Source organism: Kordia sp., from assembly GCF_965283645.1.
Lineage (GTDB): Bacteria > Bacteroidota > Bacteroidia > Flavobacteriales > Flavobacteriaceae > Kordia.
The window spans coordinates 362,005-385,541 of record NZ_CBDIPG010000001.1; the positions used below are offsets into that span (position 1 = coordinate 362,005).

The 23,537-nt window shown below is 31.8% G+C and carries 8 protein-coding genes; all 8 read right to left on the reverse strand.

Features of this window, described 5'->3' with window-relative positions; genetic code table 11:
* Positions 1-16 precede the first annotated feature (16 nt).
* Entirely contained in the window at positions 17-7,027 is a 7,011-nt protein-coding gene (locus ACQ654_RS01600; protein ID WP_430408561.1) for an invasin domain 3-containing protein, read from the reverse strand.
* A 6-nt stretch (positions 7,028-7,033) separates the two neighbouring features.
* Complete coding sequence (locus tag ACQ654_RS01605) at positions 7,034-8,764, reverse strand: hypothetical protein (protein WP_430408562.1); 1,731 nt, start codon at positions 8,762-8,764, stop codon at positions 7,034-7,036.
* Positions 8,765-8,904: 140 nt separating this feature from the next.
* Complete coding sequence (locus ACQ654_RS01610; protein ID WP_430408563.1) at positions 8,905-9,363, reverse strand: hypothetical protein; 459 nt, start codon at positions 9,361-9,363, stop codon at positions 8,905-8,907.
* Positions 9,364-9,365: 2 nt separating this feature from the next.
* The gene (locus ACQ654_RS01615; RefSeq protein ID WP_430408564.1) at positions 9,366-10,310 is read right to left on the reverse strand and encodes a PKD domain-containing protein; all 945 of its coding nucleotides are present in this window, start codon (positions 10,308-10,310) and stop codon (positions 9,366-9,368) included.
* 62 nt (positions 10,311-10,372) lie between these two features.
* Entirely contained in the window at positions 10,373-16,429 is a 6,057-nt protein-coding gene (locus tag ACQ654_RS01620) for a hypothetical protein (protein ID WP_430408565.1), read from the reverse strand.
* Positions 16,430-16,455: 26 nt separating this feature from the next.
* Positions 16,456-17,676: a hypothetical protein gene (locus ACQ654_RS01625; protein ID WP_430408566.1), complete on the reverse strand. Its 1,221-nt coding sequence runs from the start codon at positions 17,674-17,676 to the stop codon at positions 16,456-16,458.
* Positions 17,677-17,680: 4 nt separating this feature from the next.
* Entirely contained in the window at positions 17,681-21,397 is a 3,717-nt protein-coding gene (locus tag ACQ654_RS01630; RefSeq protein WP_430408567.1) for a peptidoglycan-binding domain-containing protein, read from the reverse strand.
* A 12-nt stretch (positions 21,398-21,409) separates the two neighbouring features.
* Positions 21,410-23,479: a hypothetical protein gene (locus tag ACQ654_RS01635; RefSeq protein WP_430408568.1), complete on the reverse strand. Its 2,070-nt coding sequence runs from the start codon at positions 23,477-23,479 to the stop codon at positions 21,410-21,412.
* Positions 23,480-23,537: the final 58 nt, after the last annotated feature.

A 23,537-nucleotide genomic window follows, 5' to 3' on the forward strand; every position in this document is an offset into this window, starting at 1 on the left:
ATTTATTTTTTTAATTTTATCTAACAATATTTGTACTTTCTATAATCATATTCCCAATACCTTCGTTTTGAGCAACGGTACTTGTTCTAGGAATTGTCAATATTTTTTCTTCTGTGCTCATCATTCCTGCTGAGTTTTCAGAGATTACTTTAAAATGATGGTATTTTGAGTCTCCTTCTTCATTTTTAGTAGATAAAGTTCCACTTTGTAAAGAAGTATCTGCTAACAGTAATTGTATGGAATCTGTATTAGAAATAAGCGTGTATATTTTGAACCAATTTCCTTGAGAATTCATTTTATACAGATAGTATTTACCATTGTGTACTTTTTTATCCCATTTCAGAATGATGTTATGAAGTAAAGAATTGTCATCTGAATCGGTATCAAAGTTATATTGCAAACTTGGAGAATCTGGATTAGCATTCTCAACGATACTACTTATTAATAGTTTTGATGGTTCTGAGGGAACATATTCGGTAACTTGAGGATGATTATCATTTACAGTATTACTTCCATCCGCATATTGAATTTCTCTCAAAACTGTTACTCTGTAATATAATGGATCTCCATAAGGAACATTCGTTAAATCTGTAAATTCATCTTTTAACTTCCATATATTATTTAATAGTTGTCCATCGGCTTCTAAATCTATCGTTTTTATTAGCTCCATAGTTCTAACCGATAATGCTTTCTTAGGATTTAGAGTTCTGTATAATTTTACTTGTTTTATATTTTGAATTTTAGGATACGCATTGATTTCAATTGAAATACCAGGGTCTATATTTAAATTATTATTCTGTAAAATAGGCAATACCCTTTTTATATCTGGATTTTGTGGCGGTTTTGTATTTACCAATTTTACAGGCCCTAATATTGAGCTATACTCTCCTAATTGCATTGTATTTCCCATTTCTCGTATTGCATAGAAATAAAGATTATTTGAGGTGCCATCTAAGTTAAAGTCTGTAAATAAAATACGCGTTTCGACTCCTTCAATTTCACTGATAAATTGTGCTGACATTATTTTTGCCATTGGAGCCATGTCAAATTTAGGGTCTGATGGTGACAATAAATTACCATTATCATCTCGAATTACTTGCTTTTTTGCTATAGGCTTATAACTATATGGCTTTATGTGTTGATACATTATAGGAATTTCAGTAAGTGGCGTGAAGACATTAAATATTACTGATTTTATATACTCCTTGAAGGTAACGGGCTCATCTATTCCTTCAGAGGGTAACGCTGGGATAACTATATCAGAATCTAAATCTGTAAGACCAAATGAACCTATAGCATAATTATTACCATTTGGGGAATCAATGTTTAATAATGTATAAGTAGTTTGGTAGGTACGATTTCTATACTCAAGAATATCATTTATAGATTGATATAGTTGATATTTATCCGGATTCGGAAAACGATATCCTTCACCTTCTTCTGGATAGTAAAAGAATTCATTGTCTGTTTGAAATGATTCATTAGGATATTCAAAATCAAAGCCTACTAAGTTTTGCCAACGTTTTACTAAGTGATATTTTGGATCAAAATCTTCTTTTAATTTTTCTTTAATTTCTAAAACGGTTGCAGGACTGTATAACGTATTTAAAATAGCATCATCATTACTTCTGTAAAATTGTATTCCGTGTGGTATATGTTTAAAACTTGGAGTTAATGAAAATGTCGATTTTCCAAAAGTATCGGGTCTTGTTGCATACATAAACTCTTCTCCAACAGACAGTAATGGGATTTCAGGACTAATAACTTCTTGTGCAAAGAATAATGCAGGTTGACTTATTTTGGATTTGTACCAATCATTACTATTCGTAGCTTCTTCAGGATGATTTGGATCTACAGTTTGTAATCCTAAAATAGAGTATCGTATTTCTTCTCCTGTATCGGGTAAAATAGCATCTTCTGTGAGATGATGTGCTGCATCATGGTATAAATACATTCTATAACTAGGATAAAAGTTCACTTCTTGCTCACCAATTAGTATTGGATCAAATCCATCAATTAAATTGACATTATCAACATTTACTGGATATTGCGGATCTATGGCATAAATTATTAAATCATCTTCGGTACTTCCAATGTTTTCAATACTAACAACTTCTAAAATTTTACGCTTTTTAGTTGGATTGTTTTGCATATGTATTCTAACAATTCCTTGATACCAATCAATATGGTGCGAATCGAATTGCGGATGATGAGCTAACTTATACTCAGGAAATGTAATTTTATACATTCCGACGTGAGTAGGTTCTGCTATTATAATTTTATTACCGTCATTATCTAAAACATCATTACCATCATCATCTGTTTGATAAATATTTTCCTTTGGTCTCAGCGCTTCTTCTATGATAGCTGTTTTCCATATTCCTCTAGATTTTTCTACTATTTGTTCTGAAACACCACTAATACTTTCTTCATCAAGTATTTCTCTGTGAATATCATCTACTGAATCATACCCTATTTCAATTTGAAAACCTAATTTATTTACTGCTGCTGATGTTCCTATTTGCCAATTACTTTCTGTAAGCATATTTTCAACAGTATTAAACATGGTAATACCATTTGGTTCAGGTAATTCTAAAGGTATTGTTGGATCGGGTTCTGTTCCAGTAAGCATTGCTTGTGAAATTAATTCTTTGTAAACCGTGAATATTGGTCCTTCCCCTGTAATAGTTGACGCTACTATTTCATGAATAATGTATTTTACATTGTTAAACATAAAAATACTCCCTACAAAATGTGATAGTTGATTCGATGGGATATTTGGTACAATCTCTTCTCCTGTACTCGCTAATTGGTACGCTTCCGTTCTAATGATTGCCAATGTATTATTAGGATGTGCATCAATACTTTTTATTTTTCCAGCTACTGTTTGAGGAGATCTGTTTCTGAAAAAAATATTTATTTTATCTGCAAAAACCTCTTTACTATCTTTAAAAATAGCATTCACATCTAAAGGATCTGTATAAGTTCCCATTGATTCCTCATTAATCTGATACGTAATCCTATCTTGATTAATATGATGATCAAATGTTAGGCGTATTAATGTTTTATCTTCACTTGATATAGAATTAAGTAAATCTTGTTCTTCAGAAGAAGAAAACATCAATGGACTTTCTTCTACAATCAAACAAGCTTTTATATTTGATGGTGGCAATAATCTATTTTGAGTTTTAAAACGAGTTTCAACATCCCAAAAAACAGTACTTCTTTGAGAACGACTAAACCAGTTTATCCCATAAGAACTATATCTGTGCCAACCTTCTTCTCGTTCTCGATGTAAAAATAGTGTTTCATTAGGCTCTGGAATTAAGATAGGAATGGTCTCATTATGTATTGATGTCTCCTCTGTACTTAGTGTGAAATTCTTGTAATTAGAAGTATTAGATAATTCTGGCTTTCGCCAAGATGAAGCATTGGGATTTGAAGGATCAAATAATTTATACTCTAATCCAACATATATAGGAATGGTCGTTTCTGACGTACTAAACTGGTCTGTATTTTCAAAGAAGTTTATATTAGTTTCATTTTCAGGTAATTCTTTGCTCACTAAGCTGATAAAACGTTGTTTTCCATTGAATAAATATCCTTCTGCATCTATGGATTTATTTATGCTTTCATTATCTAAATTGTTTGTTCCAAAAATTGGTTCTAATAAATCAACAGGCATTGGCAATCGCTCGTTTTCCATTGCTGTTGGTAATGATAGGTACATATGTTGAATTTCTTCTACATTTTCACCTTGCTGCCCATTCTTTATATTCGCTATTGTATTATATTCTGCTAGGTAGATATACTTTTTATTTATCTCACTTGTATTTATATCATTATCAATATGCCCTAGCCCTAACATTCTTGCCAAATGGTAATCCATTGACGCTAGTTGAATCATAGTTAGGTTAGAAATATCTTGTATATCTTCCTCTTGCGAACCTACATCTTCTGGTAATGGAGCACTAAATGGGATACTTTCTATCGCTGCCGGATTATTTATATCTTCATCTGAAAGTTCTATGTATCTTTTTACAATGGTTTTTAAACGCCTGTCATAGTATTCGTAATATTCTGGTGCTGTTTCGTATGATTGTATTTCTTGTCCATTCCAACGATCTATATAATTTTCTTTATTTACAGTTTCATCATCATTAAAACGAGGCCATTCTCCATGAATTATAGCAGAACCATCAGCAGCTTCTAATCTGTTTTCTGCTTCTGTGTCATTTAGTGTCAGTGCAAAACCTCCAAGTAATGTCCAATTGTTTTGCTCTTGATGATAAGCTAGTGTATCTGCATATAATTCAAACTGGATTAGTTTTATATGATTTGCTTTGTATCGGACTATTCGTATGTTTTCTTCCTCTAGTCTTCCTGCTCCTATAAATTCTTTTCTTGCAGTTACATACTTTGCAGCTGTTAACGTACTGTTCTCCACAGATAAAGTTTCTGCTTGAATTGGTATTAAACCTGTATATGCTCTTAAATATACCGCAAAAGATAGTGCTGTTTTATGTTCAACTTCAATGAGTTCATCACCATAGGCTTGAATAAAACCATAACTATTTGTCAACGGGTTTATTGTCGCTTTTACTGAATTGTATTTTAGTGTATTTTTAAAGTATGTGTAAAATGTAACTCCATCAATACGGTATGTCCACAAATAGCGATTATGATCTACAATATTTGGTGAACTATTTTCAAAATGCAAAGTAATGTATTGACGAATATACGGAGCTCTGTATATACGCACAAAATCATCTGGTTTGTTAAAATGATGATTTTGTGATGCATTATTTCCCTTAGGCAGATGTGTATCTCCTAAATATCCTTTTAATAACCATCTTAAATGAATACCACTGACACTTCCATCGTTTCCTGTAGAACCCGCCGCCTGAAGATATAAGTTTGTAGATTGTAAATGGTGATTTTCTGAAATTACTAATAACTCTTCAACTCCAACACTAAATACTACTTGAAAAGACTGCGGATTTAAGACTCCTGCAATAGCTATTTCTTGTGTAAAAGAACCTTCACTAACAGGCGAACCGTTTATATGGATTGCAATAGTAGCTTCTGCTCCATTTGGAGGTACTATAACCTGCGATATTGTTGTAAATAAAACTCCATTTATTGTAGCAATTTGAGTACCTGCTATAATGGTATGATTACTACTTTTATCATTTCTTACCTTAATAGTTCCTACATTGACATTTGCTACAGTATCATTTAAATTTAAAACACTTACGTTGGTATTATTTTCAATAATTTCTATATTACCACAACCTACCTCTGAGGTAATTAGTGCTTGTGATAATCCGGATAATGCAGTTCCAAGTGCGGTAAAATCTTGTATATCGGCATAATCCGTTATTAATAAATCATTGTTACTTGTTGATAAAATTGGAAGTCTACCCAGATAAAATTCTAAGCAATTTATAAAAGAAGGAGTATTTCCTCCAGCACTACCATCACTGTAATAACCAGTACTAATCCCATAGAAAAAAATATGAGATTGATTATTAATATTTAGTATTCTATCTAATAATGTTTGCGCATTATTTACCTGTAATCCATCCGTGATAATAATTACAATATGTGGCATAACCTCTAAACCTTGTACAACTTCTAAACCTGATGCCCAATAATGTGCTGTTCCTGGAACATCTCTATTTCTAATTCCAGTAATCCAAGGATCAAAATCTTCTTCTTTTGTTAATTGGGTTACTTTTTTATAAAGTATGTGATCGTTTCTCAAATTATTATCGCTTCCTGTCATCCCAATTAACGATATATAAAAAGGACTCTCCAATTGTGCGACAATAAAACTATACAAACCTAATCGTATTTGCGTAGCTTCTGTTGGATCTATAGAGCCAGATTCATCAATTACAAACGCAACATGAGCTTCGCAAGCAGAACTTATATCTAAGAGATTTATGCTAAGAGTAGTATTGGCTTGTTGTCTATTGATAGTGAAAGATACTTCTGCTGAACCCACAGAAGTTGCGGTTAATGAAGCTGTATACGTACCATCTCCATTGTCTGTAGTTGCAGTTATTGTACCCAAATTGGCTGAAATTACAACTGTTTCTCCTCCAGTAGTAATATTAGTACTTGTAGTATCTTTTAGTTGTACTGTAATGAGTGATGTATCTGTACCATTAGCAATAATGCTTGTTGGGTTTGCAGTTATAGTGCTCATCATTAAATCATATTCTCCAGCACTTACTGAACAATCGATATCCTTATCTGAATCTGTAATAGTCCAACTAAAATCGTTTATTATTTTAGTTCTTGCGACTTCTCCTGCACAAAAATTTGCCGTAACACCTAATACTACATTTGTTTGTAATGTTAATTCACTCCAAGCTATTAAAAGAGCATCATAATTTACTGTAGAAAAACCACTGTAACCATAATAACCTGCATAATAAAGCATTTCATGCATATCGGTTACGTTGCTAACATCCCAGTTACTGATATCTTGGTTAAAGAGATATGGATTGTAGGGATCATTTATATCAGTACTCTCAACAATAGTAGCGTTATTTGCGTCTCTAAGACCTAATGTAGCTTCTTCACGAAAAAAGAGTCTTTGCATATTAGTTACATTGCTAACATCCCAGTTTTCTATGTTTGTATATGTTTCTATTCTTGCTTTAAAAAACATATAACTCATATCTGTTACATCTGATAAATCTGGTACATCTTGAGTATTTAATTGAAAATGCCCATTGGCAAAAGAATTTGCCATGGATTTCCATTTAATAGTTCCCCATTGTTCTATTGACACGAGTCGACCAATAGCATTATCTAGAATAAAATGAGAAAAGATACCCGTAATTTTCACAGTATATATTCCTGCAATACTATAAGAATGTATAGCACTTCCTGTAAAACCTGTTTCTATAGAACCATCTCCCCAATCTACTGTATAGTTATAACGTCCTTCTGCTATAGGAATGGTAATTGACTCATTGTTAGTGCTGGTTTGCCATTTGGTTATAAAACTCATCCTTTTCTAATTTTCTGTATTAATGGTAATTTCTGCTTTAACAGAACTAGTTGAATCACTGTTATATAAATCGTCTTTTATTGTGTATGAAGAACCACTCCAATTGGTATATCTAAAACGTAATGACATATTGGAATCTGTAATTTTCTTAGTGTTATGCATTATTAAAACTTGTGAATAGTCTTTGGAGAATAGCATTTTGTATTTAGCATCAGTACTTCCGTCTGGTTTTAGAACATTGATTGTTCCAGATACTTCAACAACATCTGCGTCAGTACTTTCAGCCAAATTAACGATAGGATCAGTTCCGTTTATCACTTCTAAAGGAATTTTAGGGTCATTAAACGGTTCTGGGTTTCTGATTAATATTGCTACCGTGTCATTCGTATTACCGTTTTTAATAATGTTGAACTCTGTAGTTACAGGCGGATCTAAAGGTGGTATTCTAAAAATACCTTCTAATACTCTGTCTAAACTATCTATAAATTCTGTTTCTTGGGTATTGTTTGCCGCACTTGTCTCAGTTACGATAGTATATACGTCATTAATTTTTTGTGTGTTTAGATCTAAATCAATAGTAAATATTGCTTTGACATCATTTTCAGCATCAAGTATATAACTATGTATTTGCTCTTTGAACGATTCATAACGAGAGGTTTGAAAAACATAATCATGTACTCGCTTTCGTGTACCATTAAAAGCATTGGTTATAATGGCTGTGTACATTTTTCGAGGTTTCAAATCGTCTCCAAAAGTTACAGTTGTATACTGTCTTGCGGGTATAATCTTGTCTCCTCTTACAAAGTCACAATTTCCTCCTTGCGCTTCTACAAAGTTTTGGATAAACTGTAATTTCGGTGGTATTGGTGCATTTTCATCTGCTGTCCATTCTTCAGTAGTTTGTGGTATTGTGGTAGTATCTACCTCAGGAGGCATCGGATGTTCCATAATAATATTTGAAACAGGATCTTGAACAAAAACTTTAAAAGATTCTAAGTTATTGCCATCACTATCAGTTGTTTCTATTTTTTCCAAATCTCCATACGTTTCCCATGTATTTTTAAACATATGTGCCACGTATGGTTTTATGTAAAATAATCGTAATTCTGCTTGTTCATTACTATAAAATAAAGGCTTGGAACGCAGTAAATTACCATCGGCATTCGGATATGAACGGTTGTAATCTATATATTGTTCTAATGAAGTTAACGGATATTGTTCTGGTTTTAACAGTTTACCTTCTGCGTTTCGTTCTCCTCCATAATTTACATTAGGTGCATTGTGATAATGTCCTATAGTACCTGCTGTTTTAAATCCATAATGATAGTTAAATGTACCTTCGGGTGTATCAACATCATCAACAATATCTTTAACTGTAAATGCTATATAATATTTTGTGTTTGGACGCCAAATAGGATCTACCACTTTATTTATACCATCAACCGTAGCTAAATAATCTTCTTGTATAGCTTGCTGTCCTGGAATATTGATATTGTATGTCCAATCTTCAACAGACAACCAACATATTTCGTGTAATAGTGTTCCACATTGTGAGTTAGCGTCACTACAAAGTCCTTTAACAATAGTAATAATATCTTGAGCCAATTCTTTTAATCTAACCTTATACTCATTACACAATATAGGTTCTGAACACGTTTTTAGTTGTGCTAAAACCAAATTGTATTCTGCAAATTCAGCACCTATTGCTAGCGCTAATCTTTTATCTTTTATTGGCATGATTGTTTATTATTAACCTGTTATTTTATAATTTTTTATAAAGACAAACTATATAGTAGTATGTACTTTAAATTTTAGCGCATTGTAATATCTCTTATGCTACGATTTCATTATAAAAAAGACGACTCTATACAAAGTCTTTATTTTATTAGATTGTATCTTTTTAATTTTTTAGTATACTTTACGATTCTTACCGCATCTTTTTGTTTTTTTGATAAGTCAATAAAGTTTAAGAGTTCTTTTTTTCTTCCAATTATATTTACAAAATTTATCGATAGCCCAGAAAAGAAGCTCTTTTCAATTTCATTAAATTTTTCATTTAAGAATATTTCAATTTTTATATTTAGAATGTTGTAAACATATACTCTCTTTATATGAGGTATTGAAGGATAATTGATTTCTTTATTTTTTTTTAATTTGAAATAAGGATTTAGATTTTCTAATATTTCTTCATTTACTATTATGATGTCAATGTCATTTATCAAGATATCTTCTCCTAAATGCTTATAATCTGCTAAACTGCCTGTAATAGCGAAATTATTTTCTCCTAATAAATGATGTAGAATACTTATAGCTGCTTTATAGTTATTAAACAACATCCTTAAGTAGCACTTACATTTTTAACTCTCTCTAAATAGTATTCAACAGCATTTTCTTCAGGTATAATTCCAGTTGATGTATATACTGTTTCAAATACAATTGAGTAGACTCCTCCTATTTCGCTCCAACTGACAGCTGTATCTACGATATTAGCATTCTGCTTTATGATATTTATGATCGTGTTTTGATTAGTTGTGTTTGATAAATTATATACTCCAGAAAGATTAAATATTTCATCATCTGACTGCCTTACTCCGTTTGCTGAATCGTATTCTAATGTCTCAAAAACAAGCGTGAAACTTGCTTGGTTTATATATTGACTTGATTCTATTTTGAAATGATTTCTACTACTTTTTGTCACATTAAATAAGGTATTGTTTATTATTTGTTCTAGATATAATATTACTACATCGTCAAAAGCTGTTGCCCCATTATTATCTGTGACTGTACATCTAAAAGTATGGCTACCTTGTGTAAGTCCAGTAATTGCTGTTGTTGCAGAATTAGGGTTTGTGATTCTAATGGAGGAATCAATTGAATTAGAAGTAGAAATGGTAGTATCTAAGCTTCCTACAAGCTCCCATGAATAACTTACAATAGTTCCGTCTGGATCTGATGCTATAGCTGTAACAGATGTGTTATTAGATGATATATTTTGGTCAACTCCTGCATTTACTGTTGGAGGTTGATTTGTTTGTGTACAGTTGCGAGATACTTTAAAACTAGATGCAAACCAATTACTCCAAAGATTTCCTGTATCCTGCACTCTAACTTCTAAAGTATATTCTTCTATAACTGTGATATCTGGTGTTTTTGGATCATTTATGTCTATAGTAAAAGGCGTCCATGCTCCTGTACTAGAAGCCACTCTATATCTTCCTTCTGCTGCTTGAAGCGTATCTCCATCAGCATCTGCATATTGTATTGTAAAACTTATTTGACACATATTTTTATATTTTTTATTACTATTTTTTAGTTTTCATTTTTATATAATTCACTGAATAGATATTAAAGACATTCGCTTATTTGAGTTATCGTACCAGTAGTATCTATTTTTACTATATAACTAGTTATATCTAAATCATTAAGATCTGGATGAACAATCTGAGTATTCGCACTCGAACTAAATCTGTACCAGTTATTGTTCCCGTTAAAAAGATTTAATGTATTGCCTATAAAAACCTGATTTCCAATAGTCTTTCCATCTCCTGTAACAGATACAGAATAACTTTGCCCACTGTAATTATCACAATTGTCAACTTGCAAAGCCGTTTTATAATCATTTGTAGTACATAAAGACATATTAGAAACTACACCGTTGAGTCCTATAGAAAAGCTTCTCTTAAGAACCCCAGAAGTTCCTCCAAAATAATATTTTTGATTAGGGCTTAGATTTAGTGGTATTGTTAGTAAAACATCTACGTAAATGATATCACCATTTTGAATATTATAATTTGAAACATAGTATGTAAAACTTGATCCAGAGTTCTGAGTGTAACAAGTACCTTCAAATAAGGTTACTGCTAGTCCATTTGTGAGTGTTACTTCACAACAATTACCAGTTGGAAAGGTTATTGCTGTTATCACTGGTGGTGAATCGACTATTACTACTCCTTCTCGACAGCAATTTCCAAAAGGAAAAGTTATGCCTGTAATTACTGGTGGTGAATCTACTACGACTACTGCTTCTTGACAGCAATTTCCAAAAGGAAAAGTTATGCCCGTTATTACTGGTGGAGAATCTACTATTACTACTGCTTCTTGACAGCAATTTCCAAAAGGAAAAGTTATGCCCGTTATTACTGGTGGAGAATCTACTATTACTACTGCTTCTTGACAACAATTTCCATAAGGAAAAGTTATGCCTGTAATTACTGGCTTCGTATTTTTACCACAATTTGTAAGAAGTTCTATAAATTCATCAAAACAGGTAGTATCATCGATGTTATCTACAAAACAATTATTATAATGGTTTAAAAGGACTTCGTGTAAACTACATGGATCGCAAGAATCATCTATGATTAAAGAAGTATTATCTTTTTCGACACAAGAATCTTCAGTTATTAGGATATCATTATTTTGAAGAATCGTTTTTAAGTCATTTATTTCATTCAAACAATCTTGCCTTTCTGTAAAATATTTTATTCTTCTAGCGATTATTTCGTTTGTTTCATCTATAATATTAAAATACCATTTTCCATTAATTGTTTGTTTTATTAAAATACTTTCATCATTAGATAAGATATTGTTTACAGCTATTTCCATCTCGCTAATTGCTGCTTCTTTGCTATAATATCTAGTGCTACTACTCAGTATAATTTTACAATCAAAATTATACACTCTAAAACGATACTCATCAATACCATCGTTATCAATTTCATTGTATATTTGGCAATATATTTTATCGCTGTTTTTTGCTACTATTGGAGTTTTTCCTACTTCAAATACCCTTTCATCATAATTATCACTTTGTATTTGCATATTACCAATACCTTCAATCGGAATTGTAGTATAACAACCTTTCTTTTGCAGTATTTTTAATTCGTCTAATAATCTGTAATATTCAGCAGTGTTTAATGGCTCTTCAATATTAGCGCCTTGCGGTATTTCGTTTTGCAACTCCTCATAAGTCTCGTTAAATAAAGCTTCTATTTGCTCGTAGATAGCATCTATCTCTGACTGATCAGCATGAATAGGATAAATTTTTATTTTACTAATAGCTGCATCTTCACTTGTATACGTAACTCCTTCTTGATTGGTTAAATCAGATGGTGTAAACTCTTTACTATCTATAGATACATATTCAGTTAAAAAGCTTCCTTCTGGAATAAAAGACTTATAATAAGTTACCTTAATTCCTTGTGCATTTGTACTTAGTTTTAATGTAACTTCTTTAGACGGCTTGGGAAATTTAAACTCTAGAGCGCTTGTATTAGGAAATTTTAAAGATTGTGGAAAATCAAAAATATTTGAATCATCCACAACTTTAGCAACGGAGTTCATGACTATTCCATTAACACTTGATGTTTGACCTTGTGAAATATTAAAGAATACATTTTGATGCGTATGATGATATGGGAAATTAGTTTTGGTATGATAATTTGTATCTAGCGGACTATGTAACCAATTGACACAATCTGATTTTTTAATCTCTGCTGAACAGAAGAAAGAACTAGGAGTTAATCCTATTTGTTCAGGAACAAACCAACCAGGCTCTCCTTGCTCTGTATAAGAAAATGGCGAGTTTGCTAAAAGTCGAATTGCATTGTATTCTTTGCTAGATTTTTGCCAATGTCCAATACGCAACTCTCCAATCTCCGCATATTCTTCAGCGCTTAAGTTATCTCCTTTGACAACTGCTTCATAAGGATGATAATCTACCCAAGTATTTGAACCGTTTTCAGCTGCTTGAATAGTAATGTCTGTAATTTGATAGCGATGTTTTACTTGGCGTAACTCATTCCCTTTTATGACTTTTACTGGTGGCATTACATCCTCATAATTCTCTGGAGGATTATTATAACTCCCAATAATACTTGCAATATCACCAGGTAATAATGCCTTCTCAAACTTAATATCTACATACGTATCCAATGGAATGATAGCATCATTAAATAAGTGATCACTATTCGCATCTGGAGCAGAATCGCCAAAATTAATCAGTTCAAAAGTTTCTCCAGTAAGCATGTGAATTCCTTTCACTGCTTGATCTCTTAATACTTCTGTAATAGGCGGAATAGGAGTCTTATCTACTTGACGACTTTTCTCCCATTTAATTTTAACCGTTGCACAAATTTTTATTCTTACAAATAAGAGTTTTATACGTCCACAAACTCGTATTTCTGCATAAATTAAGAATGGTTTTGCTGCTTCTACAGAAAAATGCACATAGAATGATACGCCAACGGTAATGATTCCAAATAAATCGACACGCGCGCCAGCATCAACAGTCATATAACCTCCTATTTGAGGTCGCTCAAAACTTATAAAACCACCTACTTCAGCAAGAAACCATGCCTTAACCTTTATAGGTCCAAAACGTTCTTCAATATCAAAAGAAACTTTAGCGCCTGCTTCAATACCACTTCCTGAAAGCATTAAGAAACTTTCCATTTCTACCAGTGATAATACTTTTGCGGTAATAGGATCTTCGCGAGTTCCCATATTTAAGTACCATCCTGATGGATTATCCCAAAAGAAACCTGCTTGCATATATACATGCAAATCAATAATACTTCCACTATTTTGCGGTAATTTAAAATCTACACCTGCGCCAATTTCTATACCATTATCAGCAAGAATCATAAAGGCAAAAAATGGTGGTTCTCCACTATCGTCTAATCCCCATTCTTTACTTAAAATACTCGCTCTACCATCAATCATCAACATATTAGGAATGGACAATAATACCATAACTCGTAGTGAAATAACATCATTACTTCCCATCGTGGCTACAGTCACGCCAGCACCTAAGCTAATTGGATTGGTATAATTTTCGGTTTTATCTGGACCGTTAAATTTTGAAACGTGAATACCTCGTGGTGGATACGTATAATAATCATACCATGTATCATCGTGTGAATGTAAACCTACTGCTTCTTTTTCAGCTACGTATCTGAAACCCAATAAACCTCTAAATCCTGTGATTCCTAAACCTGTTGCTGCAAGCGGAATTGGAATTGGAATGTCTAAGTATGCATCTATTAAAAATGCAGGTGGTTTAGGTTGCAAACGCATATCTGCACCGCCTGCCATTTTCAGTCTTGGTAACTCAAGTGATACACCACCTGCATATTCTACTTCGTTGATAGATAACCAACCTTTTATAATAGCAGTTGCCGATTCTCCTGATGCCGTTCCAGGGATTGTTAAATCTACCTCAATGGTTTCTATTTTAATATACGAATGATGTTCTTTAGCTGGTATGTAATCATCATCTCCTTGATTCCCTACAGCAGATGCATCATCTACGGTGTAGAAATATTTTACACCTGCTCCTCCTCGTCCATCAAACCCTTTAAGTCCTAAGCTAATAGCTCCATCGAAACCAAAATAATTATACTTACGCATAACATCATTATGTTCTTCCTGGAAAGAGCCAAAATGAATACCTGAAATAGATATTTCAAGCACTGGTTTTTCTTTAGTACCTATTAAAACCATACTAAAATTAGTAGGTACGCTAATTGTACCTCCAACTATTTCAAAGCTTCCATCACTGTAAATACGTAAACGCTCCACAACGATACGCTGGTCTCCTAAAAATTTCTTGATGATTTCATTCGTAAATACAATGTCACAAGCGGTTCCAATATAAAAAGGGGCATCATCACTTTCTCGACCAACTTCTAAAGAGTTGATGTATAAGTCTAGTACATTGGGGATTATTATAGGTTGAAAACCATCTTGCTCAGATGCGGTCACGTTAAAACCGCCATCATCATCTAAATGTCCAAAAATATCAATATTAGCAATATCACCATTGGCATCTTTTAATCTTGGTATCTTTAAACCTCCTTGAATATTTGATTCAACGATGTGTCCTTGCTGGAATGTTATATCAAAACTTGTAAACCAGATTTCAAAGCCATTACCTCCTATTTTTTTAACTAATCTGAAGGAAACCTCGTTACCAGTACAAGAAACTAACAGATCTGAATATTCTTCTGCATTCATCACTGGATTTACCGTTCCGTCTGCCAAAATTGTTGTTAAAGGAAACTCAAGATTGTAACTCGTACCATTTAAGTTGTTTAAGTAAATAATTAACTCACCATAAGTATTAATTTGTGATGTAACACTATTTGAAGTAAGTTCGATTGGATATTGAAAGCTAAAACAGTCATCATAATATGCTGATACTTGTCCAGCACCTGTTTGAATTGCTTCTAAACTAATTGTTCCAGAAATTCCTCCAGTACCTATTAATAGATTATAACCTGCTAATCTAGCAGTTGTCCCTGGATGATTATCTCCTCCATCGAACCATTTTTTAGGAAAAGTAATTGCTGCATAATCGGCATAAACGCCTTTAAAATTATCAGGCCTTCCATCTGCTGTTGCTTCTGGAATATTTTTATCACTTTTTAGATCAATTTTCAACCCTGAGAACTCGGCTAGTAAGCCTGTTGTTCCAATCATAGATCTATTTAACTCAAAACTACTGAGTTGATTAAACTGAAATCCACTTTCTGAAGAATATTCAATACTACCTGCGTTAAATTTTAAATATGAAAAAAACTCGTCTGGTAATGGGTCATCAATGACTATTCCTGTTATTGGTGGCAAGTCTGCTGTGTAAACAGGTCTTAACCATTTGTGAGGAAATTGTAAACCAACACTTAATTCTCTAATAACTAAATTGAAGTTTAATTGTATTGCCTTTTTGATATTTTCTTCAATATTATCAAAGTATTTAGCAAAAAGTTTTTTTAGCCTATTTAAACCATCTTCTAAATCAATTTCAATAAAACTTTCAAAAATAATATTTACTACATCTAAATTTAAGTCTTCTATGTCTTCGAATAATGATTCAATCTTTTCATTATCTGTTAGATTAGGATCATTGCTTACTTCTATTGCTTGCGTATAGGAATTATTAAAATCATTAACGAAGCTGGTTAAAAAATCTGCTTCTGGATAAAAAGCATATATCGCTTCTCTTAATAAAATGTCTGGTGTTATTTCGGCAAGATCAAATAGAATATTCAATACAGATTCTACGGCATTATCAAAAGAGCCTAAAGAAAATTCTTTTATATATTTAATGATTACCCAAGAATAATCGAAACTTATAGGTATTTCAGTAGTCCCTTCAACAGTAGGATTCAGTACTAGTTTTAAATCATCTGCAATTGGAATGTCAATACCCAAACTATTATACGTTGTCAATGTAAGACTATAAAAACCAGAATCTCCATGGTAACTTTTGCCTACAATTAAATTTTTGACATAGATATCATCAAAAACACTAATTAAAGCATCTCTCACGGCTTCTATCTCATTAGGTATTTTATCTAATGGCAGTAATTGACTTAAACTAGGATGCATTATATTACTTGACATATTCTTCTTTTTTTCAGCATTAGACATTAATCTTCATAATAGGTAATGATGCGTTTGGCAATGATGGTTGGCACTTCTTTTATTTCTCCATCTAAGTACATATTACATTCTGTCCAATTATTGTATTGGTCATACTTGTACTGGTATAATCTTATTTTTGGCTTTGAGAAACTTTCCTCTCTTGATGTTACAGACTTTATAATATTGCCATAATTATCAAAAAATTCTCTTTTGTAATAATTATCAAAAGACCCAACTGTTTTATCGGCTTGTACATAACGTTCTAATGAGACCAGTATATCTTTATCATTGTAAGTGTAAGTTTCCTTTTTAAAAGGCTCATTTTTAACATAAAACGTAAAATTTTTCATGTTACCTCTATCATCATAAGTAAACTCATTAAGGAAGTTTTTGTAGTTTAAAGAGTCTTTAATACCATAATATTCAAAATCTATATCGTATTCGTAATAATCAAATAGAGCATCGTGTTCTCTTGTAAGATTAATCGTGTAATCTACATATCCAGATCTAGTATGAAATTCAACATCATTTTCAATAAAAAAATATTGCTGAGATATAATCTGATCAATACTGTTATAATTATTAGCTATCCTAGACTCTATATCTATTATTTCATTGATTTGATAGCCTTCTATATGCATATATTCTTTTTTATTGACCACCCTTCCTTCTTCATCAAAATCATATTTATAAATTCGTTCTAATTGAAGTTTTGAACTATCATTCATAATTACTAAGGTTCTAAAAGAACCTATACTTGCCGATATGGTATAAGGATTATAAACAGGAAAAGGGATGAGTTTGGAAATTTTATACGTTTTTAATTTATTGAATTGTTCTTTGTCATAGATAAAAATTTTTTTAGAAGGAATACTATCTGCTACAACTTGTGTGATTGATTTTTTTAAAGGGTAATATGATGTTTGCATACCATTTTCATCAAAGACATAAAAGCCTTCAAACTTGATGTCTTCTAAACTATTACCATCATATTGCCTTGCAGAGTCTTTCAAAAAGTTTGTGGTCATCATTTCTTTACTAATATCCGCAGACATGTAATTACGTGTAAAAAAGGAACGGACTTCTTTTACTGGCCCATTCAGTTTTTTGCCATGTGCAGATGTATAAACAATTGAAAATTTATCCTCACTAACTACTTTAGGTGATTTACATCCAACTGTTATTGAGACAATTATTAAAGCTAATATGTAATTTTTTATTTTCATGAACTTATCTTGGTAATGACGTTAGAGATTTTCTTAAACCATCTTCACGTTTACTATTTTCGTTATTATTATTGGTTTCAAAAAGTTTTTTAATTCCGTTAAATGCAGGGGAATAAAAATCTCCTGGCGGTAGATCTATAAAGGATCCATTTTCAAAAAACTGTGAATGGTATATTAATGCACCTTCTACACTAAATGCTAAACGAACAGTGGCTTCCAAACCTGCCTTGATACTTCCTGCAAATGCAACTCCTACTTTTGCTTCGACAGCAGCATCTACATGTGCTATATCTGTTACTAATGTTACTATTGCTCTAATAATTTTTATAACACCTATGTCTTCCATTATAGGTGTGTCGGTTACTGTTGCAGCAATATCTACCTTTAGATCACTTGGTATATTACCTTCTGGTACTGAATTCGTATCGAACAAATAGGTGTTAAACTCTTTAAAAAGTGAGGCGTAAATTTTAAACTGAGGCTTAAACGTCGGATTTTGTAGTTCGTTTTGATAGCCTCCAACATTGTTTGGGGAGTCTAAATAAGCTTCCAACTGTGTGTATACTTGAGTATAACGATCTGCATCATTTACTACATTTCCTGTCAAAGATTTATTGATAGCATTTTCTTTCTTTTTAAGTTTTTCAAGTAATTTTAGATAGTTTTCATAGTTTTCATCGGTTGGCGCTACAACTCTATATTGATAAATTAGATATAGCTTCTTAAAGAAGAAGCGTAATACAGGATATATCTGTGCTAGTTGCAACTCCATCTCTACGTCTAAACCTGCATAAACATCTGCTCCATATTTAATACCATATTTTTGTTTATCATTAGCAATTTCTAAAAAATCGCGCATCACTCCAATATCACCGCTATTTAAGTTTTCGTAAACACTTTTAGCTAGTCTTTTTCGTCTATTAGCATTATAACCAAAGCCCATTTTGTATCTATACTGTACGCTGTAGAATATTTGTAAAATATCGCTGAGAGTATCAAATGGATATCGGTTTGTATCTGAATACCCTTGTAGTAACCCATATATTTTAAAAGCATTGAGCTTAATAAAGCTTTCTGTACCTAGCGAAAACATCGTTTCGACATCTCCTGTGTACGACCCAATTAATAAATTACGTTTCCAATTGGTTCCTTGATAAGATAAACCTCCATTTGCTTCTGAAATACCTGTGGCATTTGCTATATTAACCTGACTCTCTGTTATATCTTTAGCAAGACCAGTTCTAATATATTTATTGTTAACAGCAAAAGCAATACCTCTATCAAAATTTAATAACGCAAAGAAACCTCCAAAACCTATATTTAAAAATATACGCTGTAAAAAACTCCCCATTGGTCCAACATTCAAATACCCTCTTAAGAAATAAAGATTTTGAGTTTCTACTTCACTAGGTATTCTCCCATGTACTTCAGGAACTAAAGGATTGTTATCGTATTTTGCCTTGTATTCAAATTCAATACCTAAATCAAATCCAACATTTCCTTGTAAACCAATACCATCAACTTTGCTAAAAATACTATCTGCTGATAAGAAACTTTTGTCTTTGGCCTCATCTTCTGCAGCATTAGCTTTATTTTTTTTCGTTACATTTTTTGTTGTAACATTTCCTTCATCATCCACTAGTGGCTCGTTAGCACTTGTAAAGCCTAACTCACCTTTAGCCCAAGCTTTCCCTTCAAGGGGCAAACCAAAATGCATTCGTGTAAGGTATTGTCTAGGGTTTAAGTTAATCACGTTCATAGCACCGAGAACATTGGAAATAACTTGACTACTATCAAAAACAGTTAAGATAACAGACAACAAAGCTGTTTCTTCTGGTCTTACAGGGAATTCGTATTCCATAGTAAGTTTAGGTCTTATTCCTACGCCAGCTCCTGCGCCTAATGCTAAACCTGCTGTTTTTTTTGACTTGCCGCTACCCATTTTAAAACCAGCACTAACACCTACTGCTACATCTATACCTAAATAAACTTCTATTTCTTCTCGCATCATTACAGTAAGCTCATCTAATTTAGACATCTTACGCCAAATCTTTTTAGACATCTTAACATCTGTTGCTATTGGAAACCCCCAAGTAACACCTATACCTGCTCCTAAATTACCTCCAAAACCTCTGGGCCAGTGTTGTGTTAGTTTCAAAATGGCGTAATTATAAGCTGCTTTATAAAATTCTAACGTTTCAGTGTATAGTTCTTCAATTTCATTAGACAACCAAGTAGTAAGTGCATCCCAAATTGAAGTGGCCTGCATTTGAACAATTATTCCTGCTAAGACTGATGCTGTTTCATAAACTATGTCACTTCCACTATTAGTTAACATTTCAGAATGTCTGAAATTTAAGTGATAATACAAACTGTCTGCAAATTGTCTTGAAGGAATCCAAATATATTTGGAGTCATCTGGGACAAATGAGGTTTGTTGCCCTGTTGAAGATTCAAATTCTATTTGAGTTGGATTTGTCCCTAATGTTTCCTGAGTTTTCAAAAAACGATAATAGTTTGGCAGTACAGTATCATCATCAGAATTATCAAACGCATTATCAAAAATATTATAGTCATTTAAATGATCGTTATCATATCTTGAATAATCTTGACTTGCTCTAATCCCATATTCAGTTACAGTTATATCTCCTGTCTGTTCATCAATAACTTCAACAGTGTTGTAATAGTAAATTAAATTAAGATAAAATTGCATTCTAGCATCATTACCTCTTTCACTGTTTGGTGATGGTGTTCTACTTGGTAAAGTAAATATATTTGCTTCCTCTATTGGATCTGTAGCTGGATTATAAAAGGGGTTTGCTATATTTTGTTCTTGATTATAATAGTTATCAATAATAAGAGCTACAAAGTCTTCATTAGGTTGTACTTTGTGTAATTTTGCATGCTCATCTGCAAGTATTTGTGGTGGAGTTGTTTCTATTGTAGATTGTACAGTATAGTAATTAAAAGGCAAGTCTGGATCGACTCTTAATGTAATTTTGTCATATGGTATTGAGCCAAACTCTATATCATTAAAAAGTCCAGATTCAATATTATTATCTAAATATATTTTGTCTTTAATATTTTGATCTAGCTTAAAATTATGATTGTTAAGGTCTGGGTTTTGAGAATTAACTATTGGACTAGTACTTAATGGTAAATTACTATTATAGGTGTATAAATTATTATTGATGTTAATGCTATAAGAATATTCATTAGTAGTTGAATTATAATTTTCAACTATGTCTATTTTTTTTTCAGCATTTTCACCTACAATAGAATTTGTTAGTTTATCATAAATAGTTTTATCAGAAATTAGTAAATAACTATCTATACTATTCAATGTTTTAGAATCTACAATTCCAGAAGTTTCAATTCCAGTAAAATTTTGGAAAGCGCTTACAGCTGCTGTTAATTCTGAATCATATATACCTGAATTAGAAGAAAATGAACCATTTGGTATATCGTAAGCTATTCCAGAATAAGAATCAATAATTTCTAAAGCTATTTTAATTCTTTGAACTGCGACATAAACATCTTCAGATATATTTGCCTCACTTAGAAATAATGTATTTAAATCATTTCTATTTAAGCTATTTAAGTATTCAATATCATTAAGTAACCTAGACTTTAATGGTGGGTAAACCTGCTCATCATTATTGACCGTTTGGTAAAAAAAAGGATTGCTATTTATTGCATTTTTAGATATATATATTGACATAATACGTCTATATTAATTAGGAATAACAGTTGTTAATTTTATTTCTTCACCATTGACGGTAATATCATTTGGATATTCTAATAAATCAAAATCGTAACTATTTGATGTATTATCCCCATATATCTTTGAAATCCCTAATGAAATCGTGGCTTCCAAATAACTGAATTTATCATAATCAAACTTCTTTATACCCTTACTTCTAATATATAGTGGGTGTTCAGTAATAAAATCTTGGTTGGGTACAGTAACGTTTTGTATGGTCAATAATTGATTGTATTCATCGTGTGTTAGTGTTATTGCTTCAAAATCGTCAAAGAAACCATCAGATATATTGGCATTTCCTGTTTTCAAAAACTTCAAAAACTTAACATCTTGTATTTGATTATCAGTATCTGTAAAATTGTATTGTGATAATTTGTAATTCTTCACTTTATCACTCTTAGTTATTTGATACAAGAACCCAACAGTTTGTTCTGTATTTTGATAATTTAGTTCGTTACTATCAAAAGCATAATTAAATTTTCCTGTGTCTATTATTTTGGGTGATTGAAAATCATTTTTTCTAAAATTCCTATGTACAGAATCTCTGTAAAAAGAGAAGAAAGTTATATGAGATTTATCAGCTGCGATGCCAATAGTTGGATAAAAGATTTCGTCAGAACTACTATTTGTTAATAAAGGAGCATTTATAGACGCATAGGTTTTAATTCGAAATTCACCATCCTCAATATTATTTAAACTAAAAATAGGGTTCATTTTTAGAGAAAAGAACGAATTCCATACAGGAGATAGTACTTGACTGCTATCCATATCTTTAATCCTATCAAGTTTTAGTAAAAAATAATTAGCACCTAGATTAGCATTACCATCATCCCAGTTTTTAAGTCGAATTGGCTCAGATTCTTTTAAACTAATATCTCCATTTTTAGCTTGCTCATTTATTAACCTGTAACGGACGTTTCGTTTGCTTTTACCAAAAGAGACTTTTTTTGTAAACGATGTAATTATGTTTGCATTTACTGGCATTCCAATTAGAATTGGAAGTTTTATATAAAAGTATTCCTTCGAAGTAGCGTATGATAAATTATCTAATTTCAAAATTGGCCAGCCTTGATAGTAATCGGTTAAGGTATATATTAAATCATCACCATTTCCATCGTAGAATCCAACATCTATTGTATCCGCTAACTTAAAGAAATGATTGTAAGAGAAGCCTCTTTCATCTCTAATGTCTATATATACACTTTTATTATTATGAAAAGAATTTAAGTAATCTGTATTATTTGAAACTCCAGAAACTCTAATTCCCTGATTCTCACATGAGCCATAGAATGCCGTAATATCCATGTAAGCCAAAACACTCTCTTTAGCTAATCTATTTTTGAATTGTAATTTCAACCTTTCTTTCTCATTAAGATCAGTTAAAATTATTTTTTGGATTTCAAGTACATGATTTGAAGATTTTAAACTTCCTAAAGTTGCCTCATCTCCAATCTTATCTAAAATAATTTCCACTCCAGCAAGGTTAACACCACCTGCGAACTTTCCTATTTGACAACCTTTAGGAACAATTAGTGGATGAAAATCATCCAATTCATCAAAAAAGATGCTTTCTAATATAGTATCATTAGAAAGACCGCCAAAGTCTATTCCTAAACTTGAAGATTTAGCAGTATCATCAGAACCAATATCATCATTTATTTTATCTTGTAAATCTTTTATTATGTCTAAAACATTGTTAGAACCCCATGAGTTATCAGGCGCTTTTATATTTTCGCCTCCAGCTATAAGCGATGATTTTAGAACACCTCTATAAATAAAAAATTTGATAGGAAAACCTGCAGTATAATTACTCTCTATAGGCAGTAATGCAATATTGAGTAATAAAGTATTATTTGGGTCTTCGACAACAACCAACAAAGATTTAGTTATAGCAAATACTGGCGCATTAGCTACTACTGAAAATTTGTTTTCCAAATTATAACGTTCAAAGTTGCCTACATCTGGTAATGATCCAAATGCCATTTCAGATAATTGAGTATTATTAATTGAATTTTCCCCTGTAAAAAAATGAAATGCCATCTATTCTATTATTTGTTACCTATTAAAAACTAATAGTATTATTTGTTTTATTCTAAAT